The organism is Nonomuraea sp. NPDC050227 (assembly GCF_044459705.1).
Lineage (GTDB): Bacteria > Actinomycetota > Actinomycetes > Streptosporangiales > Streptosporangiaceae > Nonomuraea.
On the sequence record NZ_JBITJF010000013.1, the window covers coordinates 81,312 to 93,513 of the forward strand.

At 72.5% G+C, this 12,202-nt stretch carries 10 protein-coding genes; 1 reads left to right on the top strand and 9 read right to left on the bottom strand.

The window, feature by feature from the left end; all coding sequences use genetic code 11:
• Positions 1 to 3 precede the first annotated feature (3 nt).
• The 5 genes from ACIBK9_RS40130 to ACIBK9_RS40150 all read right to left on the bottom strand — a co-directional run bounded on the left by ACIBK9_RS40130 (position 4) and on the right by ACIBK9_RS40150 (position 6,520).
• Complete coding sequence (locus tag ACIBK9_RS40130) at positions 4 to 816, bottom strand: carbohydrate ABC transporter permease (protein ID WP_397164079.1); 813 nt, start codon at positions 814 to 816, stop codon at positions 4 to 6.
• Positions 809 to 1,741: a sugar ABC transporter permease gene (locus ACIBK9_RS40135; RefSeq protein ID WP_358293385.1), complete on the bottom strand. Its 933-nt coding sequence runs from the start codon at positions 1,739 to 1,741 to the stop codon at positions 809 to 811. Before ACIBK9_RS40135 ends, ACIBK9_RS40130 begins: the two co-directional genes overlap by 8 nt.
• Positions 1,738 to 3,030, bottom strand: a complete 1,293-nt coding sequence (locus ACIBK9_RS40140) for an extracellular solute-binding protein (RefSeq protein WP_397164081.1) — start codon at positions 3,028 to 3,030, stop codon at positions 1,738 to 1,740. The genes ACIBK9_RS40135 and ACIBK9_RS40140 overlap by 4 nt, the downstream gene beginning before the upstream one ends.
• Positions 3,031 to 3,085: 55 nt before the next feature.
• On the bottom strand, positions 3,086 to 4,201 hold the full coding sequence (locus ACIBK9_RS40145; protein WP_358293382.1) for a GntR family transcriptional regulator: 1,116 nt from the start codon (positions 4,199 to 4,201) through the stop codon (positions 3,086 to 3,088).
• A gap of 111 nt (positions 4,202 to 4,312) precedes the next feature.
• Entirely contained in the window at positions 4,313 to 6,520 is a 2,208-nt protein-coding gene (locus tag ACIBK9_RS40150) for a hypothetical protein (RefSeq protein WP_397164083.1), read from the bottom strand.
• Between the two features lie 234 nt (positions 6,521 to 6,754).
• Here ACIBK9_RS40150 and ACIBK9_RS40155 point away from each other — a divergent pair, with 234 nt between their 5' ends.
• Entirely contained in the window at positions 6,755 to 7,234 is a 480-nt protein-coding gene (locus ACIBK9_RS40155) for a hypothetical protein (RefSeq protein WP_397164085.1), read from the top strand.
• Here ACIBK9_RS40155 and ACIBK9_RS40160 read toward each other — a convergent pair.
• The 4 genes from ACIBK9_RS40160 to ACIBK9_RS40175 form a co-directional block, all read right to left on the bottom strand.
• The gene (locus tag ACIBK9_RS40160; protein ID WP_397164086.1) at positions 7,223 to 7,846 is read right to left on the bottom strand and encodes a cysteine hydrolase; all 624 of its coding nucleotides are present in this window, start codon (positions 7,844 to 7,846) and stop codon (positions 7,223 to 7,225) included. The genes ACIBK9_RS40155 and ACIBK9_RS40160 overlap by 12 nt on opposite strands.
• A gap of 11 nt (positions 7,847 to 7,857) precedes the next feature.
• Positions 7,858 to 8,886, bottom strand: coding sequence for an alcohol dehydrogenase catalytic domain-containing protein (locus tag ACIBK9_RS40165; protein WP_397164088.1), 1,029 nt, complete (start codon positions 8,884 to 8,886; stop codon positions 7,858 to 7,860).
• Between the two features lie 147 nt (positions 8,887 to 9,033).
• Positions 9,034 to 10,728: an RICIN domain-containing protein gene (locus tag ACIBK9_RS40170; RefSeq protein WP_397164090.1), complete on the bottom strand. Its 1,695-nt coding sequence runs from the start codon at positions 10,726 to 10,728 to the stop codon at positions 9,034 to 9,036.
• 191 nt (positions 10,729 to 10,919) lie between these two features.
• Positions 10,920 to 12,074 (bottom strand): ROK family protein, encoded by a 1,155-nt coding sequence (locus ACIBK9_RS40175; RefSeq protein ID WP_387670058.1) that lies wholly within the window; start codon positions 12,072 to 12,074, stop codon positions 10,920 to 10,922.
• Between the last annotated feature and the right edge of the window lie 128 nt (positions 12,075 to 12,202).

A 12,202-nucleotide genomic window follows, 5' to 3' on the forward strand; every position in this document is an offset into this window, starting at 1 on the left:
CTGTCAGCCCTTGAGACCCGCGGACATGGTTCCGCGGACGAAGTAACGCTGGGCCAGCACGAACACCACCAGCATCGGCAGCAGGCTCATCATCGCCGCGGCCGTCACCAGCTGGTCGTTGCCGACGAACTGCCCCTTCAGGCTCAGCACGCCGACCGGCAGCGTGTAGTTCTCCGGCGAGGTGAGGTAGATCGTGGGCTCCAGCACGGCCTTCCACGAGGTGGTGAAGGTGAAGACCGCGAGCGTGGCCAGGGCGGGCTTGGCCAGCGGCAGGTGGATGCGCCAGAACACCTGCCAGGGGTTGGCGCCGTCGAGGCCGGCCGCCTCCTCGAAGTCCTTGGGGATGCCGAGGAACGTCTGCCGCATCAGGAAGATCCCGATCGGCGTGGCCAGCCAGTACGGCACGATGAGCGGCAACATCGAGTCCAGCCAGCCCAGCGAGCGGAACAGCAGGAAGTTCGGGACGATCGTGATGACGGTCGGCAACATCATCGTGCCCAGGGCCATCGTCAGCAGCGCCTGCTTGCCCGGCAGCCGCATCCTGGCCAGGGCGTGCCCGACCATGGCGCTGGTCAGCACGTTCCCGGCCACCGCGAGCACCGCGATCACCAGGCTGTTGGCCAGGTAGAGCCCGAACGGCGTGCGCCGCCACACCTCGGCGTAGTTGTCCCACTGGACCGGGTCGGGGATCCACGCGGGCGGCACCTGGATGTACTGGGCGAAGCTCTTGAGCGAGTTGCCCAGCGCCGCGGCGAACGGCAGCAGCATGACCGCCGCCCCCGCCAGCACCAGCACGTACGAGACGGTCTTACGCATAGTGCACCCACCTGCGCTGGAGCCGGAACTGCACCAGGGTCAGCGCGAGCACCAGCACGAACAGCACCCACGCCACGGCCGAGGCGTAGCCCATCTGGAAGAACTGGAAACCCTGCCGGTAGAGGTAGAGCACGGTCAGCTCGCTCGCGCCGTGCGGCCCGCCGTCGGTCATCACGAAGACCTGCTCGAACGACTGCAGCGTCTCGATGGAGGTGAGCACCAGCACCAGGAACGTGGTGCCGGAGATGCCCGGCAGGGTGATGTAGCGGAACCGGTTCCAGGCCGACGCGCCGTCGATCTTGGCGGCCTCGTAGCGCTCCTCGGGGATGGCCTGCAGGCCCGCCAGGAAGAGCACCGTCATGTAGCCGACGCCCTTCCAGACCGCGACCGCCGCCAGCGTGGGGATCACCAGCGCCGGATCCTGCAACCAGTTCTCGGCCGGCAGCCCGAGGAAGCCGAGCACCTGGTTGGCGATGCCGGTCTGCGGGTTGAAGACGGCGTCGGCCACGTAGGCGACGACCACCCACGAGGAGACGACCGGCACGAAGTAGGCCGCGCGGAACAGCGCCATGCCGCGCAGCCGCTGGTTGAGCGCGACCGCCAGGGCGAGGGCCAGCGCCGTCTGCGCCGGTACGAACAGCACCGCGAAGTAGGCGGTGTTGCCCAGCGTGCGCCAGAAGACCGGGTCGCCGAACAGCCGGGTGAAGTTGCCGAACCCGACGAACCTCGGCGCCGACATCAGGTCGTACTCGGTCATGCTGAAGAACAGCGAGGCCAGCAGCGGCCAGGCGGCCAGCGCGACCAGGTGCAGGAGGTAGGGCGAGGCGAACGCGAAGGCCCAGGCCCGCTCGCCCGTGCGCCGCCGCCGGGCGGGCGGCCGCGGCTCGGCGGCCACCTGCCCGGAGCGCCTGGTGAGCACCGTCACTGCGTCTTCCCGGCGTAGAAGCGGTCGATGACCTCCTGGGCCTCCTTCTGTCCGGTCTGCAGCGCGGTGGCGACCGGCGTGGCGCCCGACAGGGCCTCGTTCATGCGCTTGGCCAGGGCCTCGGTGTACTCCGACCACACGGCGTTGGTGCCGAGGTCGGTGGCCGCGTCCAGCGACTCCAGGAAGACCGGGCCGCGGTCGGCGGGCAGGGCCGTGGCGGCGACCTTCTTGTTGATCGGGATCGCCTCGCCCAGCTCGGCCCACTTGCGCTGCGGGCCCTCGCCGGAGAAGAAGGTGATCCACTTCCACGCCGCGTCGGCCTGCGCGGGGGAGGCGCCCTTGCCGACCACCCAGGAGTTGACGATCGCGACGTTGCCGCGCCCGGCCGGGCCCTTCGGCAGCGGCGCCACGCCGAAGTCGACGCCCGCGCTCACCGCGGGCAGCGTCCGGGCGTAGATGCCGTACGACATGGCGACGCGGCCGGTCGCGAACAGCGTGTGCACCACGCCCTTGCCCATGGCCTCGGTGGTCACGTAGTCGGGGGCGAAGCCGTCCTTGCCCATCGCGTGCAGCATCCAGTCGAGCGCGGCCGTGGACTGCGGGCTGTCGACGACGACCTTGCGGCCCCCGTCGGCGACGACGTCGCCGCCGAACGCCTTGACGATGGGCCACCAGCTCTCGGTGAACCCCGGCGAGTACGCGCGGAAGCCGTAGGTGTCGGGCTTGCCGTCGCCGTTGGCGTCCTTGGTGAGCTTCTTGGCCGCGGCGGCCAGGTCGTCGTAGGTCCACTCGGCCGTCGGCTCGGCCACCTTGGCCTCGGCGAACAGCTTCTTGTTGTAGAAGAGCACCGGGGTCTGGGCGCCCTGGGGGAAGCCGAAGACCCGGCCCTGGGCGTCGCGGTTCAGCTCGATGCCGGAGAAGTCGGCGGCGTTGACCGTCTTGACCCGGTCGCTCAGGTCGGCGAGCGCGCCGCGGGCGGCGAACTCCTGCACGAGCACGCCGTCCGACAACCACACCTGGGGCGCCTGGCCGCCGGCGATCTGCGTCCTGAGCCGCTCGAAGAACTTGACGTACGGCGCGACCTCCAGCTGCACCTTGATCGACGGGTTGGCGGCCGTGAACTCCTTGACGAGCTCCCGCATGGTCGTGTCGGCCGGGTCGCCCGCGGCGGCGTAGAAGCCGAGCTTCAGGGTGACCGCCCCGGAGTCGTCGGCCGGGCCGCCGCACGACGCCGTGCCGGCCACGGTGAGGACGGCCGCCGCGGCAGCGGCGAGCACGCGCACTCTCATTGGGTCCTCCAACAGGAACGAAGAGGGGGGAAGGGGGGTGAGGGGGAGGCCGCCGTCACGTCGGGACGCGGACCTCGACCAGGCTGCCGGAGGCGGCTCCGCAGGAGGCGCGGACGGCCAGGCGGGGCTGCAGCACGACCCGGCAGACGGGGGCGGCGGGGCCGAGCTCGATCCGGCGCAGCAGCAGCTCGGTCGCCATCCGGCCGACCTCGGCCTTGGGCGGCGAGACCGCGGTGAGCGGCACCTCCGACAGGTCGGCGACCTCGTCGTCATAGGCGACGACGGCGATGTCGTCGGGCACGGTCAGGCCGACCCGGCGCAGGTAGGGCAGCAGCGCGGTGGCCTCGCGGTCGCCGAGGCACACCACCGCGCGCACCTTCTCGGCGACCAGCGTGTTGGCGTAGGCCAGCATGTCGGGGCCGGTCCAGACGGGCTGCCTGGCCACGGCCTCCGGGATCTCCGGAAGCCCGAGGTCGGCGACGGCCTGGCGGTATCCCGCGAAGACCTGCTCGGAGCTGGCGGTGCCGATGCGGCCGAGGTAGCCGATCCTGCTGCGGCCGAGCCCGCTCAGGTGCTGCACCGCCGCGTAGCCGCCGCCGTGCACGTCGGTGCAGACGTAGGAGGTCGGGTCGGCCGGGCGGGGGTCGGCCGGGCGGCGTTCCACCAGCACGTACGGCACGGGCAGCCCGCGCAGGCGGGCCAGGTGGGCGTCGGGGTCGGCGGCGAGGTGCAGGTTGGGCACCAGCAGCAGACCGGCCACGCCGACGTCGACGAGCTGCTGGATCTGCCCGGCCTCGACGTCGGGGTCGTAGTTGGAGCAGGCCAGCACGAGCTGCACGCCGGCGGCGGTGGCCGCCCGCTCGATGCCCTGCACGACCTGCGGGAAGTAGTAGGTGTTCGACGGGACGAGCGCGCCGATGAGACGCGGCCTGGCCCCCGGGGTGACGGAGCTGGTCACGAAGGTGCCCGACCCCTGCCGGCGCCGGACGAGCCCCTCCTCGACCAGGAGGTCGACCGCGCGGCGCACGGTGTTGACCCCGACCGAGTAGGTCTGCGCCAGCTCGGACTCGGTCGGCAGCCGGCCGCCGACCGGCCAGCGGCCCTGCACGATCTCCTGCCGCAGGCGCGCCGCGAGGGTGCGGAATCGCCTTCCCCTGGGGAGGGAATTCATTCCTTCAGGTGGCTCCATAACGGGATTCTTCTCGCCATTCCAAAGTAATGTCAACCCTTAATTCACTCCGTTATTCGCGGCATATTAGGAATGAATTCCCTCCATTGGGGGTCACCAGCGGGCCGTGACGTCCTTGTCGCGGTCGTAGGCGGCGGCCCAGTAGTGGCCCGCGGCGGTCAGGCGGTGACCGGCGAAGCCCACCTCGCCGGTCGGCTGCTTCAGCGCCTCCGACGTCGCGGTGGCCCAGCCGTCGGCGCCCGCGGTCACCGTCACGTAGCGGCCGGCGGAGAAGGTGAACCGCCCGCGCACCGTGGCGGCCACCGGCTGCCCGCTCTCCTTGTCCACCACCCGCAGCCGTACGCGGGCCGCGCCGCCCTCCACCGTCACCGCCATCGACTGCACGACCATGGGCCGCAGGCCGCTCGCGCCGGTCGTCACGGTCACCGGGGCCGAGGGCGGGCCGCGGTGACCGGCCACGTCCACCGGCACGACCCGGTAGTGGTAGGTGGTGGCGGGCAGCAGGCCGGTGTCGGTGTGGGTGAGGCCGCGGGCCTTCCCGGCGAGCGTGCCGGGGCCCGGGGTGAAGCCCGCCTCGGTCGAGCGGTGCACCTCGTAGTGGGCGACCTCGGTGTCGTCGCGCGCCCGCCCGTACGTCAGGTCCACCGTGGCGTGGCCGAACGCCACGGCCCGCGGCGGCGAGGCCACGCCCGTGGGCGGCCCGGAGTCGGCGGGCGGCTCGGGCCACCTGGCCGATGGCCCCCAGACCGTGGGCAGCTCCCGGTAGGAGTCGTAGTGGTGCAGCGCGATCCCGGCGAAGGCCGGGCTGCCCCCGAACGCCTGGGAGACCTTGGCCAGCTCGGCCTCCAGCACGTCCCTGCCCTCCTCGCGGAAGGTGATGCTGGAGGGGTCGCCGCTGGTCGCGATGTCCAGCGTCTCCACGCCGACCACCACCGACAGCGGCTTGCCGATCCGCTCGGCGTAGGCCAGCTCGCCGGCCGCCTGCGCGATGATGCCGGCGCCGCCGTCCGCCTGGTCGCGGTAGTCCATGATCGCGATGTAGTCGCTGAGGTCCTGGACGTGCTCGGCCAAGGTGCGGGTGGTCCCGCCGTAGGTGATGCCGGTGCAGCAGGCGGAGGTGTCCAGCCAGCGCGGCACGGCCGGGCCGAACAGCAGCGGCTGCCCGGAGGCGTCCCGGCGGGCGATCATCGCGCGCAGCGTGTCCAGCCACTGGATCTGCACGTCGGGCTTGCCGCTGGTGAACCAGGGCAGGCTGTACGGCTCGATGTCGACGTTGATGCCGTCGAACCGCTCCGCCGGCTTGGCGGACAGGTTGTAGTCGAGCACCCGTTCCATCTCCCCGACGGCCCGCTCGCGGTAGCGGGACAGCGCCCCCAGGTACGGCGGCCGCGTCCCGCCGGCGACGGTGGCGTGCACCTTCATGCCCCGGCCGTGCGCCCAGGCCACCAGGTCACGCAGCCCGGGACGCGCGTCCTCGATCATGTCGCGCCCGGCGTAGGTGTCCACGCCCAGGTAGAGCGTCGACCCGGCGGGCAGGACGGTCTCCAGCAGGCGGCGCGATCCAGGGTTGAGCACCAGGTTGTAGGACGCCTTCTCCCAGATCCACATCGCCCGGTCCTGCCGGTGCGGCACCGGGGCCTGCCCGCGCGCCGCGCCGAGCGCCACATACGTGGTGGACGACCTGGACACGTGGCCGCGCGCGTCCACCGCCTCGGCCTCCAGGCTCGCCATCACGTCGCCGTACCTGGCCGGGTTCAGCAGCGTGACGTAGCGCCCCCGCGCGCCGGCGGCGGGTTGCCAGGGGCCGCCGTTGACGCGGACCCGGACCGAGCGCACGTCCGCGCCGGCCACGTCCACCCGGACCGGCGTGGGACGGGTGAGCCGGGCCCCGTCGGCGGGCTCGGCGATCGCCACGCGCGGGGCCCTGGCCTGCGGATTGTCCACGCGCAGGGTCAGCGGCGGCGACCAGGCGCCGTAGCGGGTGTCGGCGGCCGTGGCCTTGGCGTAGACCTCGATCTCGCCGTCCAGGGCGCCGGTGTCGAGGTCGTAGGACCAGGTTCCGCTGTCGTCGGCGTCGGGGTCGGTGACCTCGGCCCGCTCTACGCGCTCGCCGTCCACCACGACGGACACGTCGTAGGCGGTGGTGAAGCGGCCGGTCAGCCGGATCAGGCCGGGGGCGGGCTCGGCGGAGTCGATCACCACCGACGGCGGGTCCGCCGCGCTCGCCACGGCCGGTGCGGCCACTGTGAACGGGACGGCGAGCGCGAGCGCGCCCGCGATTCTCCATAGCCGTGAGGGCATGAAGCCACCTCCATAGGAATGAATTAACGCCGGAAACGGATATGTCCGGACATTGAATCCATGAGATGGCGAAACGATAGCCCCGAATTTCCAGAAGAAGAATGGCATGAATTCCGGCCGCCGAATCGCGGGCCCCTCGCCGACGCCGAAGGCGGGTGGGATCCCTCTGACGGGGGAGGAGGTTCGCGCGCGGTGGGGAGGGGCGGGCGCCGGGCGGTCCCTAGCGTTGCGGGCATGGTCGACTCTCATCACCCGCGGCGCTGGCCGGCGTACGGGCTTGCGGCGCTGATGCTCGGGTACGCGGCGGGCAAGGCCGCCTTCGCCGTCCAGGGCAGGCTCGGTTTCCCCGGCGGGCCGCCCGTGCCGGCGGCCGAGGCCGCGCGCTACTTCCTGGACCCGTCACTCGCGCAGGGGTTCGCGGCGGCCTCCGGGGTGCTGGGGGCCTGTGTCGCCGTGGCCACCGTCACGGCCGCGGGCCGCCGGCTGCCGCGGGCCGCGATGCTCGCCGTGCTGGCGGTGATGCTGGCGGCGCTCGGCGGAGGCGCGGGCATCATGATCCTCGACGGGTTCGTCGGCCTCGGCGTCGGCTGGCGCTGGTACCACGGGATCATCGGGCTCGTCGTGGCCGGCCTGGCCGCCGGGACGGCCCGGTCCTACTGGACGGCCACCCGCCCCGCCCGCCCGAGCCCCGGCTCGGCCCGGTCAGCCCCGTGAGAAGGCCGCGACGAGTTTCTCCGTGGTCAGGATGGCGTGGGCGAAGGTGGGACCGTTGAGCTCGTGCGCGGCGTGCAACATCTCCGGCAGGTACGCGGCGGTCGCGTCGCGCACCAGCGTCACGTGGTAGCCCAGCTCCATGGCGAACCGCCCGGTGGACTCCACGCACGTGTTGGCCAGCACGCCCACGGCCACCACGTGCGTGACGCCGCGCTGCCGCAGCTGGAGGTCCAGGTCGGTGTTGGCGAACCCGCTCTGCGCCCAGTGCTCGGCGGCGACGACGTCGCCCTCCTCCGGCTGGAGGTCGGGATGGAACTCCCCGCCCCACGAGCCGCGGGCGAAGGTGTGCCGCTCCTGGATGCCGTGCTGCGTCGGGTTCGGATGGGCCCAGCCCTCGTAGTCGCCCGGCTGCCAGCGGCGGTGCGGGACGAACACCACCCGCACGCCGGCCGCGCGCGCCGCGGCGATCACCGCCCGCAGGTTGTCCAGCAGGCCGATCGCCTGCGCCACCGGCCCGAGCCGCGGCCACACCTTGCCGCCCTCGGAGATGAAGTCGTTGTACGGATCGACCAGCAGCACCGCGGTGCGGCGCGGGTCGTAGGACTCGGTCATGGCCGCCCTCCTCAGTTGCCGGTGGTCAGGACCATGCGGAAGCGGGCCTGCCCGGACATCATCCGCTGGTACGCCGTCGCGGCCTCCTCCAGCGGCACCTCCTCCGTCCAGGCGCGCACGCCGCTCCGCGCGGCGAACCTCATGGTGTCCTGGGTGTCCACGGCGATGCCGGAGGCGTGCCCGTAGACCCGACGGGCGCCGCCGACGAGCTGCAGCGGAGTGACGGCGAGCGGGTCGGTGTCGATGCCGACGGTGATGAGCTCGCCGCGCCGGCCCAGCCCGTCGATCGTGCCGGACATCGCCGCCGAGCTGGTCACCGTCGCCAGCACCACCTTGGCCCCGCCCCGCGCCAGCAGCGCGTCGGCGGCCTGCTCGGCGGCGCCGTCGATGTAGTGGGCGGCGCCGAGCTCGCGGGCCAGCGGCTCCTTGTCGCTCCCGCGCGCGATGGCGACCGTGTCGAAGCCCATCCGCGCGGCGAACTGCACGCCCAGGTGGCCGAGGCCGCCCAGCCCGAGGATCGCGACGGTGTCGCCAGGCCGCGCCGAGCTGCGCCGCAGCGCGTTGAACACGGTCACGCCCGCGCAGGCCAGGGGCGCCGCCTGCACCGCGGTCAGCTCGTCGGGGATCGCGGCCAGCGCGACGGCCGGCGCCACGACCGAGTCGGCGAACCCGCCCGGGTAGGCGGCGCCCGGCACCTGGAGCTCGGGGCAGAGCACCCCGTCGCCCTCCCGGCAGGCGTCGCAGTGGCCGCAGCTCCCGCCGTACCAGCCGACCGCCACCCGGTCGCCCACGGACCAGCCCGCGACGCCGTCGCCGATCGCGTCGACGCGTCCGGCGATCTCGTGCCCCGGCGTGACGGGGAAGGCGGTGCCCGGGAGCGCGCCGCCGATGATCAGTGCGTCGGAATGGCACACCCCGCACGCCTCGACGGTGATCCGCACCTGGCCGGGGCCCGGTTCGCGGGTCCGCGCCGGGGCCTGGGCCAGGGCGCCGCCGGGCTCGGCGGCCTGGATGGAACGGTGCAGGGCAGAAGACGGCATGGCGTCTGCTCTTTCTTCGTACGGGACGCGGCGGCCTCACCGGGAGGCCCTCACAAGGCCACCTTTTCCACTTCCGCCTCGTTTACCCCACCGGCACGGCGAAGGCCCGGGACCCTGACGCGGGTCCCGGGCCTCAGGGGCCGCCGGTCAGCCCGCCGGGACGACCGGGACGCCGCCGAAGGTCACCACCAGGCGGCCGTCCGAGGCGAAGGACCAGTTCAAAGCGCCGCCGTAGGCCGAGCAGCGGGAGCCGTTCGAGCCGGACCAGAACTGGTTGGACGCGTCCGCGGAGCCGACGATCTTGTCGTTGGCGCCGCTGCCGGAGCGGCACGAGGTGTTGTCGCGGAACACCGAGGTGCCGCCGTCGAAGGAGAAGTTGCGCTCGGCGTTGTCGACGGCGACGTTCCCGGTGATCGACATCGTGCCGAGGTTGCGGTTGTAGGTGAAGCCGTGCTTGCCGTTGCGGTAGGCGATGTTGCGCCGCACGACGTGGTCGACCTTGATGTCCTCGCCGCCCAGCTTGTAGCCGTTGCGGTCGCCGTTGCCGGCCTGGCTGCCGTCGCTCAGCGTGCCGTTGCCGTAGGCCAGGGAGTCCTCGACGGTGACCGGGCCGATCGGGCCGGTCTCGGTCTTGGTGTACAGGTCCCAGCCGTCGTCGATGTTGTTGCGGGACACCGCGTACCGGAAGACGTTGCCGGGGCCGACGGTCAGCTTGGCGGCGAAGCCGTCGGCGTCCTCGCCGTCGGAGTCGGCGTTGTCGTGCGAGACCGTGCTCAGGACGAGGTTGCCGGACGGCCACCGGCTCTGCGGCGTGTCGGAGGCGATCCGGGAGAGCTGCAGCCCGGTGTCGCGGTTGTACCGGGTCACCGACCGTTCGATGATGTTGCCGCTGCCGCCGACGAAGATGCCGTTGTCGCCGGCGCGCTCGACGGTGATGCCGTACAGGTGCCAGTACGAGCCGTTGACGGCGAGCCCGCGGTTGGCCGGGTCCTCGCTCTGGGCCGCGAAGTTCAGCACGGGCGTCTCGCCGGGGTAGGCCGACAACGTCTTGCGGGCCGCGGCGGTGCCGTCGTTGCCGGGGGCGATGGTGACCGTCTGGCTGAAGGCGTACGTGCCGCCGCGCAGGTAGATCGTGCCGCCCGCGGCGACGCGGGTGATGGCGGAGGTGAGCGTCGTCGGGTCGGACCGGGTGCCGGTCGCGCCGTCCCTGCCGGTCGGGGAGACGTACAGCGCGCCGGTCGGCGGCGGGACGGTCGGCGTGACAGTGGGCGTCACAGTGGGCGTCGAGGTGGGGCCGGTGGTCGGTCCACCGCCGGCGGGCTTCAGGGTCCACTGCTTGGTGGCGGCCGAGTCGCAGGAGTTCTGCTGCAGCAGCGCGCCCGGCGCGGTGGAGTCGTCCTTGACGTTGAGGCACTTGCCGCCGCCCGCGTTGACGATCCGGTACGCGTCGCCGGCGGCGGTGAGCTGCCAGGTCTGGGAGGCGGCGCCCGTACAGGTCTCCTGCTGCACGGGCTTGCCCGCGCTGGTGGAGGCGTCGCGGACGCCGGCGCACTTCCCGCTGTGGGCGGCCTTGACCTGGAAGCCGCTCCCGGCGGCGGTGAGGGTGAAGACCTGCCCGGCGGCCTCGGCGCAGGCGTTCTGCGCGAGTTGCACGCCGTCGCCGGTGCTCTGCCCCGGCACGGTGGCGCACAGGCCGCTGCCGCCGTTGACCAGCGTGTAGTTCCCGCCGGCCGGGGCCGCCGAGGCGGGCGTGTTCAGCACGGCGACCAGGCCGCCGGCGGTGAGCAGGCCGGTGGTCAGCACGACCGCCAGTCTCGTCGCCAAGGGTTGGTTCTTACGCACGTCCAGCTCCGTTTCGAGGGAGGAGTGGAAGGGGGGTGCCGCGCGAGCCTTGCCAACCGGTTGCAGCAACAGTGGCTTCGTGTCGAGGAAAGGTCAAGATGTCCAGGTAAAACTGCAAACGCTTCGAGCGTTGTACCTGGTGGCGTGGCTATTTCTGCAACAACCGATTGCAGGAAACCCGCAAACGGGGGTCAGCGGGTGAGGGGCAGCGGGCCGCTCTCGGGGGTGAAGAGCTGCTCGTCGAGGTGGTCGACGGCGTAGTCGATCGCGCCCGCCACCACGCACTCGTCGCCCAGCGTGGACGCCCGCACCTCCGGCATGCGCATGCACCGCCGCTCCAGCCGTTCGCGCAGCGGCCCGAGCAGCACGTCCGCCGACCTGGAGAACCCGCCGCCCAGCACCACGACCTGCGGATCGAGGACGAGCACCATGGCGGCCGCGCCCACGGCCAGATCGTCGAGATAGCGCCCGACCGCCTCCAGCGCCACCGGGTCGCCGTTCCTGGCGGCGGCCAGCGTGTAGCCCGCCGCGTCCTCCGGCGGCGTGCCCTCGGGGACGGCCGCGCACGAGTTGAGGTGCTCGGGCGCGTCGAACCAGCGGGCCTCGGGCAGCATGGAGATCTCCCCGGCCGCCGCCCCGAACCCCCGGTGGACCCGGCCGCCGATGATCAGCCCGGCGCCCATACGCCTGCCGACGTGCAGGAACACCACGTCCTTGGCGCCCTGGGCGACGCCGCGCCGGGTCTCGGCCATGGCGGCCAGGCGGCTGTCGTTCTCGATCAGCACCTGGCAGGGGAACATCTCCCGCATCCGGCCCGCCAGGTCGAGGTCGCGCCAGGACGGGACGGCGGCCGAGTAGATGACCCGCCCCTCGATGTCGATGATGCCGATGGTGCCGACGGCGATCGTCCACAGGTCGGACACCGCGACGCGACCGAGCGACAGGCAGCCGGAGACGGCCCGCTCGATCGCGGCCAGCCGCTCCTCCAGCGGCGCGTCCGGCAGCACCGGCTGGCGGGTCTCGGCCAGGATCTCGCCGTCGAGGTCGGACAGGGCGGCGCGGATGTTGTGGCCGCCCACGTCGACGCCGACCAGGTAGCCGCTGTCGGCGCGGAAGCGGTAGCGGCGGGCCGGCCGGCCCATCGAGCCGGGGCTCGGCGGCACCTCCTCCACCCAGCCCAGGTCCATCAGCTCGCCGGCGACCTCCTTCATGGACGGCCGCGACAACCCCGTGCGCTCGGCCAGCGCCGACAGGGTGAGCGGGCCGGCCCGGCGCAACGCCCGGATGGCGGTCAGCGAGTTGAGCTGTCGCAGCCGTGACAGGTCGCCGCCGCGTAGATCCGCCATCGCCGTCCTTAACGTAGGTCTCCTCTGTAAGCAGAGATTATGCCAGGGGCCAGCTCGACGGCGCACCACCCATGAACCCCTTCAAATTGGGCGTTGACCCTCCGAAAGCGACGGTGCTACTAATGAAG